Source organism: Frankia canadensis, from assembly GCF_900197875.1.
GTDB lineage: Bacteria > Actinomycetota > Actinomycetes > Frankiales > Frankiaceae > Frankia > Frankia canadensis.
In genome coordinates this window covers 1-19691 of sequence record NZ_FZMO01000034.1, presented here as the reverse complement: position 1 = coordinate 19691, position 19691 = coordinate 1, and the positions used below count along the sequence as shown (strand labels likewise).

At 70.6% G+C, this 19691-nt stretch carries 24 protein-coding genes and 2 pseudogenes; 7 read left to right on the top strand and 19 right to left on the bottom strand.

Annotation, left to right across the window (positions count from 1 at the left end):
- Positions 1-465: 465 nt before the first annotated feature.
- From C1A33_RS04445 to C1A33_RS04405, 9 genes are all read right to left on the bottom strand, one after another.
- Positions 466-1254 (bottom strand): Fic family protein, encoded by a 789-nt coding sequence (locus C1A33_RS04445; RefSeq protein WP_101830252.1) that lies wholly within the window; start codon positions 1252-1254, stop codon positions 466-468.
- Positions 1255-1510: 256 nt separating this feature from the next.
- Positions 1511-2371: an ABC transporter ATP-binding protein gene (locus C1A33_RS04440; protein ID WP_101830251.1), complete on the bottom strand. Its 861-nt coding sequence runs from the start codon at positions 2369-2371 to the stop codon at positions 1511-1513.
- Positions 2372-2413: 42 nt separating this feature from the next.
- Positions 2414-3241, bottom strand: coding sequence for a hypothetical protein (locus C1A33_RS04435; protein WP_101830250.1), 828 nt, complete (start codon positions 3239-3241; stop codon positions 2414-2416).
- Entirely contained in the window at positions 3238-3933 is a 696-nt protein-coding gene (locus C1A33_RS04430; protein WP_101830249.1) for a hypothetical protein, read from the bottom strand. The genes C1A33_RS04435 and C1A33_RS04430 overlap by 4 nt, the downstream gene beginning before the upstream one ends.
- A complete protein-coding gene (locus C1A33_RS04425) occupies positions 3930-4868 on the bottom strand; it encodes a zf-HC2 domain-containing protein (RefSeq protein ID WP_101830248.1) in 939 nt (312 codons plus the stop codon). Before C1A33_RS04425 ends, C1A33_RS04430 begins: the two co-directional genes overlap by 4 nt.
- Entirely contained in the window at positions 4865-5425 is a 561-nt protein-coding gene (locus C1A33_RS04420) for an RNA polymerase sigma factor (RefSeq protein ID WP_101830247.1), read from the bottom strand. Before C1A33_RS04420 ends, C1A33_RS04425 begins: the two co-directional genes overlap by 4 nt.
- A 51-nt stretch (positions 5426-5476) precedes the next feature.
- Complete coding sequence (locus tag C1A33_RS34590; protein WP_165818226.1) at positions 5477-5707, bottom strand: hypothetical protein; 231 nt, start codon at positions 5705-5707, stop codon at positions 5477-5479.
- A gap of 96 nt (positions 5708-5803) precedes the next feature.
- Positions 5804-6556 (bottom strand): SDR family oxidoreductase, encoded by a 753-nt coding sequence (locus C1A33_RS04410; protein ID WP_101830246.1) that lies wholly within the window; start codon positions 6554-6556, stop codon positions 5804-5806.
- A gap of 51 nt (positions 6557-6607) precedes the next feature.
- Entirely contained in the window at positions 6608-7537 is a 930-nt protein-coding gene (locus tag C1A33_RS04405; RefSeq protein ID WP_101830245.1) for an NAD(P)H-binding protein, read from the bottom strand.
- A 67-nt stretch (positions 7538-7604) separates the two neighbouring features.
- On the opposite strand from C1A33_RS04405, the gene C1A33_RS04400 reads away from it, so the two are divergent.
- Complete coding sequence (locus C1A33_RS04400) at positions 7605-8606, top strand: AraC family transcriptional regulator (protein ID WP_101830257.1); 1002 nt, start codon at positions 7605-7607, stop codon at positions 8604-8606.
- A 168-nt stretch (positions 8607-8774) separates the two neighbouring features.
- Here C1A33_RS04400 and bla read toward each other — a convergent pair whose 3' ends face one another.
- The 4 genes and pseudogenes from bla to C1A33_RS36210 all read right to left on the bottom strand — a co-directional run.
- Complete coding sequence (gene bla / locus C1A33_RS04395; protein ID WP_207770157.1) at positions 8775-9608, bottom strand: class A beta-lactamase; 834 nt, start codon at positions 9606-9608, stop codon at positions 8775-8777.
- Between the two features lie 201 nt (positions 9609-9809).
- Positions 9810-10925, bottom strand: a complete 1116-nt coding sequence (locus tag C1A33_RS04390; RefSeq protein ID WP_165818225.1) for a DUF4232 domain-containing protein — start codon at positions 10923-10925, stop codon at positions 9810-9812.
- 271 nt (positions 10926-11196) lie between these two features.
- A complete protein-coding gene (locus C1A33_RS38295) occupies positions 11197-11373 on the bottom strand; it encodes a response regulator transcription factor (RefSeq protein WP_341477184.1) in 177 nt (58 codons plus the stop codon).
- Between the two features lie 297 nt (positions 11374-11670).
- Positions 11671-11814: pseudogene (locus C1A33_RS36210) on the bottom strand (TetR/AcrR family transcriptional regulator); the annotation flags it as partial.
- 158 nt (positions 11815-11972) lie between these two features.
- Between C1A33_RS36210 and C1A33_RS04380 the strand changes: the two are divergent.
- A pseudogene (locus C1A33_RS04380) lies at positions 11973-12122 on the top strand (TIGR03620 family F420-dependent LLM class oxidoreductase); the annotation flags it as partial.
- Between the two features lie 123 nt (positions 12123-12245).
- On the opposite strand, the gene C1A33_RS04375 reads toward C1A33_RS04380, so the two are convergent.
- Positions 12246-12818 (bottom strand): DinB family protein, encoded by a 573-nt coding sequence (locus C1A33_RS04375; protein ID WP_207770156.1) that lies wholly within the window; start codon positions 12816-12818, stop codon positions 12246-12248.
- Positions 12819-12919: 101 nt separating this feature from the next.
- On the opposite strand from C1A33_RS04375, the gene C1A33_RS04370 reads away from it, so the two are divergent.
- Both C1A33_RS04370 and C1A33_RS04365 read left to right on the top strand, forming a co-directional pair.
- Positions 12920-13918, top strand: coding sequence for a helix-turn-helix transcriptional regulator (locus C1A33_RS04370; RefSeq protein WP_101830255.1), 999 nt, complete (start codon positions 12920-12922; stop codon positions 13916-13918).
- Positions 13919-14007: 89 nt separating this feature from the next.
- On the top strand, positions 14008-14481 hold the full coding sequence (locus C1A33_RS04365) for a hypothetical protein (RefSeq protein ID WP_101830242.1): 474 nt from the start codon (positions 14008-14010) through the stop codon (positions 14479-14481).
- Positions 14482-14573: 92 nt separating this feature from the next.
- Here C1A33_RS04365 and C1A33_RS04360 read toward each other — a convergent pair whose 3' ends face one another.
- Entirely contained in the window at positions 14574-15113 is a 540-nt protein-coding gene (locus C1A33_RS04360) for a TetR/AcrR family transcriptional regulator (protein ID WP_101830241.1), read from the bottom strand.
- Positions 15114-15241: 128 nt separating this feature from the next.
- On the opposite strand from C1A33_RS04360, the gene C1A33_RS04355 reads away from it, so the two are divergent.
- Entirely contained in the window at positions 15242-16075 is an 834-nt protein-coding gene (locus C1A33_RS04355; RefSeq protein ID WP_101830240.1) for a nuclear transport factor 2 family protein, read from the top strand.
- Positions 16076-16227: 152 nt separating this feature from the next.
- Positions 16228-17049, top strand: coding sequence for a patatin-like phospholipase family protein (locus C1A33_RS04350; protein WP_101830239.1), 822 nt, complete (start codon positions 16228-16230; stop codon positions 17047-17049).
- A gap of 155 nt (positions 17050-17204) precedes the next feature.
- Here C1A33_RS04350 and C1A33_RS04345 read toward each other — a convergent pair whose 3' ends face one another.
- Together C1A33_RS04345 and C1A33_RS04340 are read right to left on the bottom strand one after the other, a co-directional pair.
- On the bottom strand, positions 17205-17588 hold the full coding sequence (locus C1A33_RS04345) for a type II toxin-antitoxin system VapC family toxin (RefSeq protein WP_101830238.1): 384 nt from the start codon (positions 17586-17588) through the stop codon (positions 17205-17207).
- Entirely contained in the window at positions 17585-17851 is a 267-nt protein-coding gene (locus tag C1A33_RS04340) for a type II toxin-antitoxin system Phd/YefM family antitoxin (protein ID WP_243407172.1), read from the bottom strand. The genes C1A33_RS04345 and C1A33_RS04340 overlap by 4 nt, the downstream gene beginning before the upstream one ends.
- A gap of 383 nt (positions 17852-18234) precedes the next feature.
- On the opposite strand from C1A33_RS04340, the gene C1A33_RS04335 reads away from it, so the two are divergent.
- Complete coding sequence (locus tag C1A33_RS04335) at positions 18235-18465, top strand: hypothetical protein (RefSeq protein WP_133150561.1); 231 nt, start codon at positions 18235-18237, stop codon at positions 18463-18465.
- On the opposite strand, the gene C1A33_RS34585 is transcribed toward C1A33_RS04335, so the two are convergent.
- Together C1A33_RS34585 and C1A33_RS04325 are read right to left on the bottom strand one after the other, a co-directional pair.
- A complete protein-coding gene (locus C1A33_RS34585) occupies positions 18450-18851 on the bottom strand; it encodes a hypothetical protein (protein ID WP_207770155.1) in 402 nt (133 codons plus the stop codon). The two genes, C1A33_RS04335 and C1A33_RS34585, sit on opposite strands and share 16 nt — an antisense overlap.
- A gap of 99 nt (positions 18852-18950) precedes the next feature.
- The gene (locus tag C1A33_RS04325) at positions 18951-19640 is read right to left on the bottom strand and encodes a TetR family transcriptional regulator (RefSeq protein WP_101830235.1); all 690 of its coding nucleotides are present in this window, start codon (positions 19638-19640) and stop codon (positions 18951-18953) included.
- Positions 19641-19691 lie beyond the last annotated feature (51 nt).

Here is a 19691-nt window from a genome sequence, read left to right as displayed (position 1 = left end):
CAGCCATTACAGTCGACCCCGAGAAGATCACCGCATTCATCGGTGCATCCAGGCTGAGGCCACGACCCGCGGCGACGTAATACGTCGTGGAACGCGGAGGGCGGGTGGCCCGTTCCTGGGTCCGCGCGCCTGATCCGGCGGGCCGGTCCATCCGGCCGCGTCGTACTCATCCCGGGCCGGCGACTCGCGCGCCTGCGGCACGTTCATAGGCGCGCAGCGTGCTGGTTATTTATCTTTGTGGGTCCTCCGGCTCAGCCGATGTCGATCTGGAAGAGGAAATGGCCGTCCTGGGCGTACACCTGTCCATGTCGACTGGTTGGAACGCGGCTCGGGCGCCGATCGAGGAGATGGTGATGACGACGCCCTGCCGTTCCAGGAGACTCGGCAGGAGCGCCCGGCCCGCGGGCATCTTCAATACCATGCGCATCACGGGCGTCCGAGATCGGGGGACGGCCGGGTGAGTTTCTAGTCGCCGTCTGGCGGTATGACCCCGTCATCGGCGGCGAGCCGGCAGGATGTCAGAAAACCAAACATGCCCGTACCGTCCTTGCGCCGGAAGAAGTCCACCATCTCGGTGTTGAACTCGTGGCGGCGTGCGGCCGGGACGCTGATGGCGTCCATCCCGTGGGACATGAGATGACCATTCATCAGGTAGCGGGCGGTGCGTTTGTTGCCGTCGTAGTAGAACTGCTGAAGCGAGCAGAAGAGAAAATAGGCGATCGCCTGCTCGAACTCGGCGTCGATCTCGGCGGCCAGGAATTCCAGCCCCTGAGAGAGGATGCGACGCAGGTTCTCGCCACCGCGCTCGGTAGCGGGTGGCAGGTAGCGACCATGCTGTCCGAGGCTGACGCCCGGGGTGAGAGTCTCCTTGCCCTCGCCGCGGAAGTGGCCTGACTCCAGTGCCTCGTCCCGGGCGAGGAGGAACTGGAGCCTGTCGGAGATCTCTTTGGAGAGCCGGAACTCGCCCGTCCTGACGAGCCGGGCGAGTTCGTTCGCCGCCTCGGCGAGGTTCAGGATCTGACGTTCGTCGCTGACCTTCCGTCCGCCAACGGTGATCCCGTCCAGGAGTGTCTGGACTTCGGGGTAGGTGAACGGGTTGCCCTCGAGCACTGCGGCGTCCCACACGTACTCCGGCAGCGACTGGCGAAACCGCCAGACGGCGCGCTCGACCGAGAACCGTGGAATGTCCCGCCGTACGGCGGACCGGTCCCAGGTGAACCCCATCGCAGCCAGCATCGCCTCGATCGTCGCCATGATCGCACCTCCTCGGAGCCGCGCGCGACCGGCATATGTCGCCAGCCATGTCTGTGATCCAACGATACGGGGACCGCGGCATGCCAGGTCGGGAACGGTACTGGCCGAAGCGCGTGTTAGACCAACTTGTTGATCAGGTGATGCGGGCGGGCTCTCCGCCCGGACTGGCCGCGTGGGCGGCTCGCGCGAGTGCCGCGACGGCTGGTGACGTGCTGTGAGCGGGCCAGGCGAGCAGCTGTCGGCGGCCGGGCGCGGTTCACCGTGTGGTCAGCGCGAGGTACCCGTCCTCGAGGGCGGGCTCCACCGGCCGGGCCCGCGGGTCCGGCGCCGCGGGTGCCACGACCCGGTACCGCGTGCCGCCCTCGTGCGGCAGCGCGGACACGACCGTGCCCTCGGCTGGCGGCGGCCCGTCGGTGACGATCGACCACACCTGGCCCCGCGCGCGGTGAGTCAGCTCGTCCACCGTGCCGCGGAAGGCGAGCCGGCCCCTGGCGAGCACCGCCACGTCGCGGCAGGTCTGCGCGATGTCGTCGACGATGTGGGTGCTCAGCAGCACGGTGCGCTGGCCGGCGAACTGGGACAGCAGGGTGCGGAAGCGGATCCGCTCCTGTGGGTCGAGTCCCGCGGTCGGCTCGTCCACGATCAGCAGCCGTGGGTCGGCGAGCAGTGCCTGCGCGATGCCGACCCGTTGCCGCATCCCGCCGGAGAAGCCGCGCAGCCGGCGGTCGGCGTCCCCGGTCAGGGCGACCACCTCGAGCAGTTCCCCGACGCGCCGGCGGCGCGCCATGCGGTCGTCCACGCCCTTGAGCAGCGCGACGTAGTCGAGGAACTGGCGCGCCGTCAGGTCGGGATAGACACCGAGGTCCTGCGGCAGGTAGCCGAGGCCGCGCTGCACGGCGGTGCGCCCCGCGCCCGTGCTCATGTCGTGCCCGCCCACGGTGACCTGGCCGGACGTCGGCCGTACCAGGCCGGCGAGGATGCGCATCAGCGTGGTCTTGCCTGCGCCGTTCGCGCCGAGCAGCCCGAACATGCCGGTGGGCACGGTCAGGTCCAGGCCGTCGAGGGCGGCCACCCCGCCGCGGTACGTCTTCGTCAGGCCGGAGATCTCGATCCGCATGGGGTTTCCTCGGTTCGTCGGTTCGTCGTCGTTCAGCGGGTGTCAGGCTCGGCGGGCGCGCACCGCGTGGCCTCCGGCGAGTGCGGCGGCCGCGAGCACCAGCAGCACCGTGATGGACAGCCAGGCGGTCGTGGGTGTCGGGTCCGGCCGCAGGAAGTTCAGCGTGGCGCTGGGTACCGGGCCGGCCCAGGTGTCGTCGCCGTCGATGCCGTGGAAGTCGAGCAGCGCGTCGAGCGGGTAGCCGCCGAGAGGGTGGATGAGGGTCCGCGCGAGCGTCGGCATCATGTCCGGCGCGGCGACGTTGCCCCAGAGCCAGTAGCCGACGAAGATCACGCGAAACAGCGGCGCCGGCATGATCAGGGGTACCGTCAGCGCGAGGGCGGCCACGAACAGCAGGCCCGGCGCGATCACTACGGCGCAGGTGGCCAGCGCCCAGCCGAGCGCGTGCGGGGCGCCGGTGTGTACCGCGTACACCGCGGCGAGGCCGAGGTACACCGCCAGGATCGGTACGGCTGTCGCGGCGGCCGTGCCGAGGTACTTGCCGACGAGCCGGGCACCCGGCCGGGCGGGCGTGGCGTCCAGGACCGGGGCCACCCGCAGCCGGTCGTCGCGGATGAGCCGGTCGGCGAGCAGGCAGCCGTACCCGATCGACAGCAGCGCGAGCACCTGGACCGCCAGGCCGACGACGGCGGTCCGAGCTTCGGCCGGTCGCTCGCCCTTGTCGAACAGGTCACGCAGCAGACTGCCGCCGATCAGCAGGAACAGCGCGACGGTCAGCGCGGGCACGATCCACACCGCCCGTTTGCGGATCTGCATGCGGAACTCGTATCTCAGGCTCGCGCCGAGCGTGCGCGCCGTCTGGCTGGTCATTCGTCCTCCTCGCCGATGAGCCGTTCGGAGCGGGCCAGCACGACCAGGGCCAGCGCGACGAGCGTGGCCGCCGCGCCGAGCAGCGCCAGCCGGTTCTCGGCCCAGTCGCCGGGCACCGCGCCGCGGGTCGTGGCGAACAGGTAGAGCAGCCGCCCCGGCAGGTGACGCTGCGCCAGGTCGGCGAAGAGTTGCTGGAGCGTCCAGAGCGTGGTGACCAGTGCGCCGGCCGCCGCCGGGGCGCGGAACACGGCGCCCGCCGCGAAGCCCACGGCTCCCAGGCCCGCGGTCGGCGCCACCCAGGTGAGCTGCCCGGCGAACGGCCCATGACTGGCCGGCCAGCGCGCCCACCAGCCGGTCGCGACCAGCAGGGCCGCCGTCAGCCCGGCGACCACAGCGGCCCAGCCCAGCGTCATCGCCATGCGCCGCAGCAGCGTGACGCGGTAGGGCGTAGGCGCGGCGAGCTGCAGCTCCACGGCCGGGTCCCGCCCGACCAGCGAGGCGCAGGCGACACCGGCGGCGAGCGGCACGGCCATCTCGCACGCGCCGAGCAGGATGCGGGCGGTCGTCGCTTCGCCCGGCCGGGGGTTCGCGAGCGCGGCCGAGACACCCACCGCGACGGCGATCGGCGGACCGAGCAGGGCCGCCCATCCCGCCCGGCGTGCCTCGTACCGCCAGAGCGTCAGTGGTCTCACATCGGGTGAGTAGCGCGCCAGCCACCGTTCGGTTCACCGTCGTACGGACCGAGGCGCCCGGCCATCATCACCGCGGCGATCCCGAACACGGCGCTCACGCCGAGGACCGCCGCGTTCGTCGACCAGGCGTCCACGATGAACCTCGCCAACCAGGCGTCGCCGGCGAACACGCCGCCCGCCAGCACCCGGACCACCCACAGCCCGATGGCTGCGCCGAGCGCGACGTCCGGACCGAACCGGACGGCGACGAGCAGGCTGACAGAGGACAGCAGCGCCATCGGCCCGAGCCAGGCGGCGATCAGCGCGTGCAGGCTCGCCGCCCCGCTCGCCGCCCCGCCCGCCCCGGAAGCGGTCAGCGCGACGGAGGCCGCCACCGCGAGCGCCAGGTCGTACCCGAACACCAGCGCGAGACGTACCAGCAACAACAGCGGGCCGGCCGTCGGGGTGGCGGCGACCAGTTCGGCGGCCGGGTCCCGTCGTGACCGGTACGTGCCGGCGACACCCGCCGCGGCCACGATCGGGGCGACCAGCGCGAGCACTATGTCGGCGCCGGTCGCGGGCCGCGTAACGCCCACCGCCTGAAACAGGACGACGGCCACACCGAGCGCCATCACCAGTGCCGAGGCGACGGGCACGGCCAGCCGGATCAGCCGGGCCTCGGCAACGACCAGCGCGGCGGCGTACCGCGGGCGTCTCGCCCAGGGACCGTCGCCCGGTGGGTCGGCGGGCCCCTCGATCGCGCTCCGGGTCAGCGCGGCCCGCACCAACGACGCGGTGTCCGGTGCCGCGTCGCCCGGCGCCGAGGCATCCGCGATCGCCCGCCAGGCGGCGAGGTCCGCGCGGCAGCGCGCACAGCCCGCCAGGTGCGCGCGGACTCGGTCGCGGTCCGCGCCGCGCAGCGAGCCGGCGGCGTACGCGGGCAGCATCTCGTTCATTCGGGCACCTCCTGGGCGGTGAGCGCGGCGGCGACGGCGGCCCGGGCGTGATGCAGCCGGCTCTTCACCGTGCCGACGGGGATAGCGAGCACCTCGGCGACGTCGGCGAGCGGCAGACCGGCCACGAACACCAGGGCGATCACGTCGCGGTGGTGTTCGGGCAGCCGGTCGATGGCCGCGGCCACCGGCGTGCCGCCCGCCGCCGCGATCGCCAACTCGTCGGGGCCGGCGCCCTGGTCGGGCCGCTCGGGCAGGGGGACGCCGATGGTCTCCGGGCCGGACCGGCCGCGTAACCGGTTGTGCGCCTGGCGGCGGGCGACCCCGAACAGCCATGTGGTCGCCTTCGAGCGGCCCTCGAACGCGGCGGCCGACCGCCAGACCGCCAGCATCGTGTCCTGGAGGATCTCCTCGGCGGTCATCCGGTCGCCGGCCAGCCGGTGGAGGTAGCCGAACAGCGTGCGGGCGTGCCGCTCGTAAAGCCGGGCCAGCGCGCCGGCGTCGCCGGCGGCGACCGCGCGCAACAGCGCCTCGTCGCTGCCCGGCTCGGGCCGCGCCATCCGCTCACCTCCTCCGCCTGAAGGTAGGTAGCGAGCGGAGGGGCGAACGGTTCACCACCGGGCGGAGCGGACGATCTGCCCGGCACTCGGGTAGCCGGAGCCGAGCAGATGCTCGGCGAGCAGCAGCCCCCGCCGCTGCGGCCCGGCGTGGATCTCCTCGAGCGCGGGCCCACAGCCGGGCGGTGAAACGGGCGATGTGTTGCGCGACGACCTCGGCGTGGTCCTCCAGGGCGAAGCGCCCGGTGTCCAGAATGTTGATTTCGGCGTCGGGCAGGTCGTCACGGTAGGCGTGCGCGCCCGCCTCCGGGAAGATCTCATCGTTGGCGCCCACAGGTGCGCGAACGATGCCGAGGGTGCGCGATCGAACCGCGACAGGCTTTAGGTCGTGCTCATTCCTCCGTCGGCGATCATGTTGGCGCCGGTGATGTAACTGGCGTCCGGGGAGGCCAGGAAGGCGACGAGGCGGCCGACTTCCTCCGCGGTGCCGATACGCCCGAGGGGCAGCTTGGCGGCCATGGTGTTCCTGAAGTCGTCTAGCGCTTCGGCGTGGATGCCGCTCTTGTCGAGAGCGGGTGTCTGGATCATGCCGGGGCTGACCGCATTGACACGAATGCCGTGCGGCGCCAGGTCCGCGGCGAGAGTGCGTACCAGCGCAAGCTGGGCGCCCTTGGTCGCGGCGTAGACCGCCATGCCGGGCTGGGCCTTGTCGGAGACCACCGAGCTGGTGAAGATCACCGAGCTACCTGTCCCGAGCAGCGGCAGAATTCTCTGCAGTGTGAAAAGTTGCCCCTTGACGTTGATGTCGAAGTGCTGGTCGTAGCTTTCCTCGTCGAGGGTTTCCAGCGGTGTGAGCCGCGCGATTCCGGCGTTGAGGAAGGCAAGCCGAAGGGTGCCGAACCGCTGCCGTAGTTCGGTGGCGAGCGCCTCGGCGTCGGCGATTGAGCGGGCGTCGGCGCGGAACACGGTGACCTCCCCTGGCAGAGTGCGTCTGGCTTCCGCGAGGGTGTCGGGATTGCGGCCGGTCACCAGAACGGCGTAGCCGTGCTCGTGGAGCACGCGGGCGGTGGCGAGGCCGATGCCGGTGGTGCCTCCGGTGATCAGCGCTGCCGGGGCCGGGCTGGGCTGGATCATGCTCTGCTTCTCCAGGGTGGGGTAAGGAAGACCGACGTACGGGCGTGCTGCTCAGGGAATCCAGGCGCCGGCCGCGTCGGCCGCAAACTCGGCGAACGACGTCGCGGGCCGGCCGGTTGCGGCGCTGACGTCGCCGGTGACCGCCTTCATGACGCCGGAGGTGATGGCGAACCGGAACGTCTCGCTCACGTACGCGGCGAATTCGGCCGGCGCCCCGGAGCCGAGCAGGGCGTCGCGGATCGCGTCCGGGCCGGGGTCGACGTAGCGCACGTGTCTGCCCGCGGCCGCTGAGATGTGCGCGGCCGCCTCGGCGAAGGTGATCGCTTCTGGCCCGGTCAGGGTGTAGCCCTTGCCTTCGTGACCGTCTTCGGTCAAGGCCGCCGCGGCCACTTCGGCGATGTCGCGGGCCGACACATGACTCACGGGGTAGTCGCCGAACGGCATGGCGAGCTCGCCCCGTTCCCTGATCGAGCGGGCGAGCCCTGACCAGTGGTTTTCCGAGAAGTTCTGCATGAACGCGGCGGGCCGCAAGATCGTGGCGGGCAGCTCCGAACCCTCCACCAGCAATTCGGCACGGCGCAGCGGATCGTCGGGAGGCGCCTGGTCCACCCCGAACGAGGACAGGTGTACCAGCCGCCGGACGCCGCTGGCCGCCGCGGCGTGGACGAACTTCTCCATCTGCGCCGACGCGTCAGCCACGGTGCCGGTCAGGTGAGGGCTGACAACGTAGACGGCCTGCACACCGGCCAGCGCCGCTCGATAGGTGCTCTCGTCGAACCAGTCGAAGCGCACCGGCTCGACGCCACCGCGGGCCGGCGCGGGAGTGCGGCTCGCCGCCCGCACGGCACTCCCACGCCGTCGCAGCATGGGTATCAGGCGGCGGCCGGTCTTCCCGGTCCCTCCGGTCACCAGAACAGTCGTGGCCACATGAGCCTCCGTGGTCGGTTCTCGCTGGGTCCGTGCCACGCTATAGCTCGTCATTGAGTTATCCAATGACAGATCACGCCAAGAAAATATCTGTGAAGCTCACTTCGATATCCTTATGGGCATGGACACCCAGATTTTGGCGCCACCCAACACGCGTGCTCGTTCGGCTGACGTGGTCGCCGACATCGCGGCCGACGTCGTGGCCGCGACCCGGCGCGGCAGCGCGCTGTACTCCCGGAACCGGTTCTGCGCGCCGTGGGGCATCCGCATCCCGGCCGGTGCGCTGGCCAGCGTCCACGTCGTCACCGCCGGAGCCTGCTGGCTGACGCCGGATGACGGCGAGCCCGTGCACCTCGCCCGGGGCGATGTGGTTCTGGTCCCGGCCGGACTGGGTCACTGCCTCGTCGACAGCCCCGGGCGGCCCGCGCTCGCGATAGAAGACCTGATCGGCGGACCCCTGGGCGAAATGGCCCCCAGGGACCTGGCGATCGCGGGTGACGGCCCGGTAACCGGCCTGCTCTGCGGTGGATACCTGCTCGAGGCCGACCTCCGCCACCCGCTCACCACCCTGCTGCCGCCGATGCTGCACATAACCGCCGGGCGGGCACGGGGAACCGGCCTCCCCGCCGCGGTCGACCTGCTTTCCGCCGAGTCAGAGCGAGCCGGCCCCGGGACGGCGGCGGTCATCGCATCCCTCATCGACCTGCTCTTCGTCTACGTCCTGCGCGCGTGGCTCGCTGACCGGGGCGAAGCCGAAGCCGGCTGGGCAGCCGCGCTCCATGACCCGGCGGTCGGCGAGGCGTTGGCGATGATCCACATCAGCCCGGGTCGGCCTTGGACCGTGGACATGCTGGCCCGCGCCGTGCGTGTGCCGCGGGCGACATTCGCGCGCCGCTTCACCATCCTGACCGGCCAGTCCCCCATGGCCTACGTGACCATGTGGCGCATGACCACGGCCGCCCAGCTGCTCCGCGACGACCGGACTCTGCCGCTGCGTGAGGTCGCGCGACGCGTCGGGTACGACTCCGAATTCGCGTTCGCCCGCGCCTTCAAGCGGATCACTGGCGACGCCCCCGGCCGCTACCGCGCAGCTCAGAGGGCGCCAGGACCGGCCGGGCGATAGCGGCGGTGCCCGGAGAGCTATCGGGCCAGCGAGAGTCGCCCGTCTGATCTCCGTCCCCGTCGTCGGCGGACCGTCAAGCCGCCCGTCTGGCATCGGAGCATCTCTTGGCGTTTACGCATCCAGCTCGTCCGAGTGCGCCGAAAGCTCCTGACAAAGGACCCCTCGAGATCAGCCCTTCAACGCGGTGACGACGGCCCGGGCCGTTTCGGCGAGCAGGGAATCGGCGGCGGTGGCGGTCTCCTCAGGCCTGTCGGACAGCACCGCCATCACCAAAGGCCCGCCGGCGTCCGGCCAGGTGATCGCGACGTCGTTCAGGGTGGCGAATCGTCCGGCCCCGGTCTTGTCTCCCGTCGTCCAGCTCGAAGGTAGGCCAGCGCGGAGTCGGGTCGTGCCGGTAGTGTTCGCGATCAACCAGGTCTTCAGCTGTGCCCGTTCCGGGGCCGGCAGGGCGTCCCCGAGGAGGAGGGCCCGGTATCCGGTGGCAATGGCCAACGGTGTCGTGGTGTCGCGGGGGTCACCACGCGTCGCGCTGTTCAGGTCGGGTTCCCATCGGTCCAGTCGCGTGGACTGATCGCCGAGCGACCGGGCGAACCGGGTGATCGCGGCCGGACCGCCGAGGAGTTTCAGGAGTTGGTTGCCGGCAGTGTTGTCGCTATGAGTGATGGCTGCGTCGCAAAGTTCGGCGACGGTCATTCCAGTAGCAACTCTGGTGCTCGTCACCGGAGAGTTCGCCACGATGTCGGCGGCGGAGAAGTGGATGGTGCGAGACAGGTCCCCGCCGCGTAGCGGGTGCGCTCGCAGCACCGCAGCGACCGCATACGTCTTGAAGGTCGAGCACAGCGCGAAGGACTCGTTCTCGCGATGGCGAACCGACCGTCCGGAGGCGGTATCGATCGCGAAGACGCCCAGGCGCGCCCCGTAGCGGCGTTCCAGGTCGACCAGCGGCGCGTCGTCGGCGACGTCCCGCGGGGTGGGCGTCGCCGGACGCCGTGGCGAGGACACGCCGGCAGAACCGGTGGAACACGCGTCTACCAGGAGGCCCGCGAGGCTCGCGAAGGACGCGGCCAGGAGCTGCCTTCTCTCCAGATGGGACATAAGATCGGGACCTTCTCTGCGTTGCCTGGCGGATGGGATCACGATGGCGACGGCCGGGTCCTGGAGGCCTTTCGGGCCGCTGAACGGACAATGCCGTGCCGCGAGGGCTCACCGGGCGGTGACGGTGAGGGGCACAGCTGTCCCGGCGGGCTTCACCTCGGGACCGCCCAGCCGCCAGGAGACGCTGAGGTCGCGGCCCCGGGTGACGGCGGCGGGCAGGGTGACTCGGAAACGGAAGTCCTGGCTGGCCTTCGCTTTCAGAACGGGCACGGGCCGGGTGTTGAGGCGATAGGCGGACGTGGTGTTCACCGCCTCCCGGGTGGCGTCACCCAGGGAGAACAGTTCCTGGGTGTAGACGACGCCGTCGAGGTCCATCGGTGCGCCGGTCGGGTTCGTCAGCCGGATCACGTAGTCGATCGTCGCGTCGACCGGAGCCGTCATCGCGGCGGGACTCACCAGGGCCGCGGTCAGCCCGGCGAGCGCGTAGTGGGGCGCGGTGACCGGATTGAGCTCATCCCATGCTCCGACCGACAGGAAGGTGCGCAGTCCGGGGTGGATCTCGCTGGAGGAACACTGCGGCGTGGTGGCCCGGGTGACGGGAGCCGTCAGGATTCCGCCGCCGTGCGGCAGGGCCAGCCGTAGGGTCTGCCGCCCCCGTGAGCCGCAGTAGGGGACCGACCAGTCGAGGCGCAGTCCCGCGCGCTCGCCCGGATTGACCTGGGTGATCTGTCGTTCACCCTGCTCGTTGATGTTGTTACTCATCTCGACCCGGGCCGGCTGGTCGTCGACCAGCAGTTCGGCGTTGCTACGCCCGGACAGCGTGCAGGGTCGCGTGGAGACGTTCGTGGCCTCGACCATGCCCATCAGGCCGTATGGACCGGCCCGTCGGATGGCGCGCGACTCCTGGTCGTCGGCGCTCGGGTCGACGTGTGGGGTCCGGTCCTGCCAGGCGGGCAGGACGGCGGCAAGGTCGGAGGCCTGGCAGCGATGGTCCGTCGTGATCGTCCGGCGGGGGTGGGCCGGCCGGGTGAACTCCGAGTCACCCGCCCGCTCGTCCACCCACGGGACCGTGGCGTCAGCCGCGAGGGTGGCCGGCGCGGACACCCTCGGCGGCAGCGGGGTGACGCTCGTGTCCGGGCCGCGGCCGCATCCGGCGAGCAGCCCACACGCCGTCAGGGCCACCGCCATGGTCAGCGGTGCGATACCTGCGCATATGCCCTCCATGCGGTCGAGTACATCCCGTGACTCCCGGGTAGTCATGAGTACAAGCACTCATAGCGCGGCGTGACGACGTGCGAATGCCTGCTGAGCCGTGGTGGCCTGCAGGACGATGTTGCGGTTGCCGACGCCGAACGTCGGCTTCTGGTAGATGCCCCACGTAGCGAATGACGTGCGGGTCGCGCATCCGAGGGCGGCGGCTGACATTGTCCCCGAGGCGGCCGATCTGCTGGCGAACGACCTTGGGCGCCGTCGCCGACATGCGCGCCAATGGGTCCTACGCCTGGTGACCGGGAACCACGGTGCCCGTCTCGTAGGCGACGACAACGAGTTGCGCCCTGTCCCGGGCACCCAGTTTGGTCAGCAGGCGACTGACGTGCGTCTTGACGGTAGCCAGGCTGACGAACAGGGCAGCGGCGATCTCGGTGTTGGACCGTCCCGAAGCGACCTGGATGAGGACTTCCAGCTCGCGTTCGGTGAGCGAGGCGCGCAGTCCATCTGGGAGATCGCGGGGCGCGGCTGGCGCCCGAACTCGGCGATGAGCCGCCGGGTGACAGCGGGCGCCAGCAGGGCGTCCCCCCGGGCCACGATCCTGACTGCCTCGAGAAGGTCCTCCGGCCGGGTGTCCTTGAGCACGAAGCCGCTGGCACCACCGCGTAGAGCCGCGAAGACGTGCTCGTCCTGGTCAAAGGTCGTCACTACCAGGACGCGCGGAGCGGCCGTGCCGCTATCGGCCGCGATGACCCGCGTGGCCGGCCCGACGAGCGATCTCCACCAGGGACGCCTCGGGTCCGGCTTCCTCGAACGCCTCTCGCGCGACGGCGAGCAGGTGGTCCCGATTGCGTCGGGCGTCGGCGCGGAGGGGGCGCTCCGGGGAAGTTCGCCCAGCCCCCATCGTGGCTCCTCCCTCCACCCGCCGCGGCCAACCGGACAGGATGTCCGTAATGTAGCGCAGCGGAAACGGATAGGCTGTCCGGTTAAGGATGGGGGATTGCGGTGGAACAGGATCTGCGGCACACGCTCGGCAACGTCGGCGTCTGGACGATGGCGTTCGACGTGATTCAGGACCGAGTACGGCAACACCTGGATGCGGGCGCGGATCACGTCTGCGTCCAGGTCCTCACCGCGGACCCCGCCGCGCTTCCGGTCCGTGAATGGCGTGAACTCGCCCCGGTTGTGCGCGGTGTCGCGCCCGGAGCGTAGGCCACACCCGTGAACCGCGCCCGGAGCGCACCGAAACGGCGACCGGGAACACAGGTCTGACCCGCAGCATCATGGGCCCGATCGGTACTGTCATGTCGTTGGGGGTCGGTGGCGAGTGACAGCTCAGGTCGTGGTCTGGCCGTCCATCGTCTCGCGAAGGATGTCGGCGTGGCCGGCATGCTGATTGATCTCGGCGATGATGTGGATCAAAACACGGCGGACGCTGTGGCGCGTGCCCGGCTCGTGCCACGGCGCCGCCGGCAGCGGCTGGGTCGCCGACAGATCGGGAGTGGTCGTGACGATCTCGTCGGTCCGTGCGGCGATCCTCGTGTAGTCCGCGATCACTCCGGCCAGAGTCTCGCCCGGCTGCATCTGGAAGTCGTTCTGGCGCCGCAGGGCCCACGCCGGGTACTCCCGCGCGGTGCCGGTCATGAAATCCTCCCAGGCGACGCCGTCCGGCAGCGTGTAGTCCATCGCCGACGGCCCCTCGAGGACGAAGCGCATCCAGCCCTCCTCGCCGGCGGCGACATGCTTGATCAGTCCTCCCAGACACAGGGCACTGACCGTCGGGTGCTCGCCGGCCTGCTCGTCACTGATCCCGCGGGCCGTGTTGAGTAGATTGGTTCGTGCCACGGCGAGCTCGGCCAGCAGATCGGCGCGCTCGGCGTCGAGGACAGTGGCGGGTGTGGTCGTCATGGTGATCGTCCCTTCCAAGTGGTCGCCGTTGTCGGCTCTGACACCACTGTCGGCGGAGAAGCGGTCAGTTTCGGTCCGCTTCTCCGGGCAATCTCATGGGCATGTCGACGACGTCCGGGCGCCTGCTCGCCCTGCTCTCGTTGTTGCAGGCGCGTCCGGACTGGCCGGGGGCGCTGCTGGCCGCGCGGCTCGAGGTCAGCCCGCGTACGGTGCGCCGCGACGTCGACCGCCTTCGTGAGCTGGGCTATCCGATCCGAGCCAGCAAGGGCCCCGCCGGCGGCTACCGACTGGACGCCGGGGCGGAACTACCTCCGCTGCTGTTCGACGACGAACAGGCCGTCGCCCTGGCCGTCGCGCTCCAGCTCGCCGCCACGTCCGGTGCCGGCATCGAGGAGGCGGCGGCCCGCGCGCTCAGCACCGTCCGGCAGGTCATGCCGGCACGGCTGCGCCACCGGGTCGACGCGCTGCGAATCACCGCCGTCGAACGCGGCGGAGCCCGGCCGAATCCGCGAGTCGAGCCGACCGTGCTGGTGACGCTCGGCGCCGCCGTCCATGCCCGGGAGGAGCTGCGCTTCGACTACGCCGTGCCGGCACGGTCGGAGTCGGAATCGGAATCGGAATCGGCCGACGTCGTCCCACCGCGACGGGTGCAGCCACATCATCTTGTCACCTGGCGCGGACTTTGGTATCTCGTCGCCTGGGACCTGGACCGCGACGACTGGCGCACCTTCCGCGCCGACCGGATCAGCCCACGCACGTCGACCGGGCCACGGTTCACCCCACGGCAGCTGCCTGGCGGGGACGTCACGGCTTACGTCGCCGCTCGATTCCAGGGCCCGTTCGGCCCGGAGCGTTGGCCATGCCGGGGCGAGATGATCGTCGAGCTGCCCGCCGCCTTCGTGTCCCAGTACTCCCAGGACGGGATCGTCGAGGAGCTCGGCCCGAACCGCTGCCGGCTCGTCGTCGGCTCCTGGTCGTGGCCCAGCCTGGCCGCCGCCGTCGGCCGGTTCGACGCCGACATCCAGGTGGTCGGGCCGCCCGAGCTCACGGACGCCTTCGCCGCCCTGGCCCGCCGTTACGCCCGCGCCGCCGCCGGCTGACGGCGCCGGGCGCCGCGGGGATGCTGCTGCCTCGCTCTGGCCGGCTCGCGGGCGTTGACCCGGCGCGGAGGACTGGCGACGATCACCGTATGGCGAAGTCCTCGGTAGCTGATTGGCTGCCCGTCATCCTGGCCGACTTCGCTGGCACGCCTGTGGCGGACTTCGATGTGCGGCTGATCGACTTCGACCCGGCGCGGCCCGGCGACCTCGCGGCGCTCATCCCGGACATCCAGACCTGGGCCATCCCCTCCGACCCCACCGCCCACCGGCTGCTGTTGAAGGTGGCCATGAAGGCGCCCGACTGGTTTCCCGAGGGTCGGGTGCCCACCAGGCTGATGACCCTCGACTGGCCCGCGGGTGACCCGGAGGAGCTCACCGTCGAGATCGCCTCAACGCTCCAGGACCACGTCATGGATGAGCTCAACACCACCTGGCCCGAGGTGGCCGTCGACGGGCGGACGGTCGTTCTCGAGCCTCGGCTCGGCCCCGACGGGACGCCACGATGGGAGGGCCGCGGTGTTGAACCCTGCCCGTTCGGCCGACTCGCCGACCGTCTCGCGTAGGCGGCACTGGCGCTGGTAGGCGGGGTGCGGTAGGACGAAATAGTGATGGTGACGCGGTAATTGCGCTTCGCAATGAGCGAAGACGCGGGCCATTATGCGCTCAGCCCCGCGATCACCACATCGATTGCTCTGCTTATGGTCTGCGGTGTCGTCGGAGTGGTGGCGGCTGCCTGGGCTAGTCCTCGGACCAGGAGATAGACCTCGTCGGCCCCGACGTCCCTGCGGATCGCCCCTGACCGCGCCGCGCGGTCCAGGAGATCCTCGACGGTCGCGCGTAGCTTGTCCGCCGACTGGCGGACACTCGGCGGGAACTGTCCGTCCGGCATCTGGGACGCGAGGGTTAGTTTCGTCGATCCGCCCTCGACCATGGTTCGCAGCAGGTCTCGGAACGCCTGTCCGGAGTCGGCTCGGTCAGCCAGGGTGGATGCCCGCTCGTTGAGCAGGTCAAAGTGGCGGATCAGGGCTGCCTCCACCAGCGCGGCCTTCGTCGGAAAGTGGCGGAACACGGTCGCGATGCCGACCTCGGCGCGGCGCGCGACGTCCTCGGTGGAGCCGGCCGCGCCGTGCTCGCCGAACACCGCTTCGGCGGCGGCCAGGATGCGCTCCCGGTTGGCGACGGCGTTCCTCCGCACGACTCACCTACCTCCTGTAACGGCCGCCCGTCCTGTCAGGGCCACCCGTCCTTGTCAGGCCACCCGTCCTGTAGCGGAGTCTAGGCTTCGCTAAGGTAGCGGAGTCACGACTTCGTTTTGGAGGTTCGATGGTACCGAGGCCTGCACCAGCCGACATCGTTCGCCTGGTCACCGCCGGCGTGAGTCGGCTGGTTTCCGGTGACCTCGCGCCGGACGAACGGGAGCGCCAACTCGACGCGCTCGCCGGCCTGTACGGGGAACGGACGGACGTCCGGCACCCGTTCGCGCCGTCTGGTGATCAACCGCTGCGCACTCGCGCCGAGTTGCGCCAGCACTTCGCAGGGTCAGCCGAGCGAGCAGCCGGCGTCTGGTCGTTCGCACCTACGGACATGGTCGTGCATCAGACGGCAGATCCCGAGGTGGTCGTAGCGGAGTTCGCCTACGTCGGGACGGCTGACCGGGGCGAGTTCGCTGTGCCGTGCGTGTTCGTGGTCCGGGTCCGTGACGGACAGATCGTCGAATCCCGCGACTATGGTGACCACGTCGGCTTCGCCCGAGCATTCGGCCGGCTCGAGCCTTTGGCGCGGGCGCTCCTTGACGATGCCGGTCCCGCGCCCGTCAGGCCGACGAAGGCCCAGTTGAGCCGGGGCCTCGCGCTTCGCATGCATGCGGCGTTCAACGCGCTCGACCTACCGGCGGTCGACGAGATCTTCGCCGCCGACTTCTACAGCCACCCGCTCCAGTCCCGCGGGCCCGGCATGGTCAAGGAACGGTGGCTCGCCATGCGCGCAGCCGCACCGGAGCTGCGCACGAAGGTTGTTGGCCTGATCGCCGAGGACGACCGCGCGGTGATCCGGTCCCTGCTGACCGACAAGACCGGAGAACTCATCGAAATTATCCGCGTCGCTGACGGACGGATCGCGGAACTATGGGGCGCTCGTACCGGTCCCGTCGTGCCATGACCCTGCGTCGGGACCGGACGGCCGGCGCGGATATGAAGGATCGGCTTACGCCGCCTGCATTCGGTGATCGGCACCGGCATCGATCTTCGTTGCCGACCACGGGCCGAGCTGAGGTTGACCTCAACGGCTCTTGAGGTTCGACACTGGCGGGCATGACCTTCTCCGGTGGCACCGCGGTTGTCCTGGGTCCTGGCGGGCTCGTCGGCACGGCCTGGCTGCTCGGGTTGGCAGCCGGGCTGCGCCGCAACGGTGTGGACCTTGCCGACGCCGATCTGATCGTGGGGACCTCGGCGGGTGCGATCGCCGGGGCGATTCTGGCCACCGGCGGCGACCCCCACCGCCTCGCGACCCCGTTCGGCCCGTCCGGACTGCCCGGCTCGCAGCCGCGCCCGGACCCGCGGCTGATCGCCGAGGTGTTTACCACCCTCGGCGATCGTGGGCTCGACCCGGCCGAAGCCCGCAGCCGAGTGGGCCGAATCGCGCTCACCGCCCCGACCGTTCCCGAGAACGTGCACGTCGCCAGCATGAGGTCCCTGATCGGCCCAGTTGACTGGCCGCAACGGCGGCTGCTGATCACCGCAGTGGATCTGGAGACCGGTCAGCCCGTCGTCTGGGACCACACCAGCGGCGTTCCGTTGCCCGTAGCCGTCGCGGCGAGCTGCGCCACGCCAGCCGCCTACCCACCGGTCACGATCGGCGGCCGCCGGTATATCGACGGCGCTCTGGGCGGCGGTTCCCATGTCCACCTCGCCGCCGACGCCGACACGATCGTGATCATCGAACCGCTGGCGCACTGGTTCGGTTCCTCCGCGGTGCCGGACGGCGCCGCCCTCGCCGCGCGGGTTGTCCCTGACGAGGCGGCGCAGAACGCCTTTGGCCCCGACCTGGGTGACCGGACCCGCTGGCAGCCCGCCTACCAGGCCGGTATGAACCAGGCTCCCGACGCCGTCACCCGCATCCGGCTGACCGTGTAGATCGCTGCTAGCCGCGCGGCGAGCGGTGTCGCGCACGGCTGAGAGTGAGCCGGCCACGCAACCGGATGCCCTCGTTGTGATCACAGCTCATGACGGTTAGACGGTATCGGTGCATGCCCAGGGCGTCCCGGGGCCGCGCAGCGCGGCCCGACTGTCTAGATCGTTATGATGTCGATGAGGTCTTCGAGGCCGGTGAGGCCGGCGGCGTTGCGGGTGTAGATGCTGGCTTCGTGGGCGTGCGCGGTCGCCGCGATCAGCAGGTCCATTGTTCGGGCGCGCGGCTGGCGTCCGACTTCGACGACGCGGGCGGCGAGTCGTCCATAACTGTCGGCGACGGCGTCGTCGACAGGTAGCGGGTCGAACCGTCGTTGCAGTGCGCTGAGGCGGGCCAGTCGGTTCGCGCGGGCCTCGGAGGTCTTCGCGACAAGGACGCCGAACTGGAGTTCGGCGATGCTGATGACACTGACCGCGAGTTCGCCGGGGATCGGCGCCACGTCGGTGGCGACCAGCACGCTGGTGTCGAGGACGCCGCGACTCATCGACCCTCCCAGGGGTCCGAGACGGCACCGTCGACGAGATCACGATCCGCGGGCCAGTCCGCGTCGGTGGGGAGGGTGAAAAGATCCGCGAGGTCGTCCCAACGCCGCCACGCGCGCGGGGCCACCGGGCCAAGGAGTGCCGCCGGCCGGCCGGAAACGGTGATCGTCATCCGTTCGCCGGCCTCGGCGCGCCGCACCAGCTCGCTGGCGTTCTGCCGCACCTCACGAAGTCCTATCTCGTTCACCTCCTCAACGTAGCACATGTGCTATGAATGCTGCCGCTCCGAGCCGTGAAGGACTTGGTCCGCGGTCGCGGTGCTCGATGCGTTCGGCCCGTCCCCGATATCGCGAGTTCGTGACTGAGTGGGCGGACGGTGGCCTCCAGCCCGACGCCACCAGCCCGTGCGTCGGTGCGGCACATCGGGCAGCGTCGTGAACACCTGGCTGGAGGCCGTGCCGGTCACGCGCGTAGGACCGGCAAATCGGACAAACAGGGAATGGCGGCTCGGCGTGGGGCGCGGCGGTGTGCCTCCGAGCAGGGTGTCGGTGGCGGCCGAGCGCAGCCGGCACCGTCCACGAGCCACGGCGAGACGACATACCACGGTAGTTACTACTCCGGTATTCTGGCGTGGTGAAGGTCGACAAGATGAGCGTCTCGTTCGACGGCGAGCTGGGTGACGCGGTTCGGGACGCCGCTCGGCGCGCTGGCGTCGGGCTGTCGGCCTGGCTCGCGGTCGCGGCTGCCGCGAAGCTTCGAGCCGATGCCCTCGCGGAGTTCCTCGACTCGTGGGAGACGGCGAACCCGGCGTTGACGCCGGAGGAACTGGCGCGGGCCGAGCGGGAGCTGGGCCTGCGCGCGGATCAGCCGGCGGCGTGAGCGCCCTCGTTCTCGACGCGGGCGCGTTTCTGGCTGTCGAGCGCGGCGATCGGGAGATGGTGGCCCGACTCCGGATCGCGCAGCAGCGGGACATCGGCCTGCGGAGCAACGCCGTCGTCGTCGCCCAGGTCTGGCGGGATCGCGCCGGGCGGCAGGCCGCGCTGGCCCGCCTCCTCCGCGCAGTGGAGGTGTGTGCCGTTGATGAACGGACCGGCCGCGAGGCCGGTGTGCTGCTTGGCCGAGCCGGTACGTCTGATGTGGTTGACGCGACGGTGGCCCTGCTCGCCCGTCCGGGTGACCGCATCCTGACCAGCGACCCCGAGGACATCACCCGCCTTGTGCAGGCAGGCGGGGTACCAGCTGCGGTGGTGCGCTGCTAACGACACGAACGGAATAGCGTGTGCGGTGACGTGATCACCCGGCGCGGCGACGTGACAGCAGACAGCCAGCCACGCGGCGATCACCATGGCGGTATGCCGACCGCGCTATCCGATCTGGAGGGGACCGGACGCTCGCCCGCGCGCGGCGGAGGTCGCTGCGGCTCGCAGACCCTCGATGAGGAGGTCGAGCTCGTGGGCGAACTCGACCCGGCAACCTATGTTGATGAGCGCTGGCAGCGTCCGGTGCAGATTCGGCAGGGCATCGGCGGTGACATGCCGGGTGAACCAGTCGGTGATCGGCTCGGATCGTTCGCTGGAGGCACCCGGGTCCGTCGAGTCGACCAGGACGGATCCGAACACGAGGCCGAGTAGCCCCCGGTACCGGCGCACGGCCTCCTGCTCGGTGAGGCCGGCATCCAGAAGCGCGCCGAGCATCGCGTCGATCACCCGCAATGACCCCAGCGACCGTGGGTTGGCCTGCTCGGACGCCAGGGCGCGCACGACGACGGGATGCGCGCCGAACGCCTCGTAGGCGGCGGCGGTGAGCAGGCGGATCCGCTCGTCCCACGGCAGGCCTGGATCCGGCAGCGCGATCGACTCGAAGACCCGGCTTGCCAGGCCGTCAAGGATGTCCCCCTTGTTGGCCACGTGGTTGTAGAGCGACATCGCCTCCACGCCGAGCCGGGCGGCAAGCCGGCGCATCGACAGCCCCGCGAGCCCCTCGGCCTCAGCGAGTTCGATCGCGGCGTCGAGGATCCGCTGCCGTGACAGTCCCTCACCTCGTAGCGGTCCCATCAAATACCTCCGGAGGGGACTGCTGCCTTTGGGCGGCAGGGGAATCCGGTA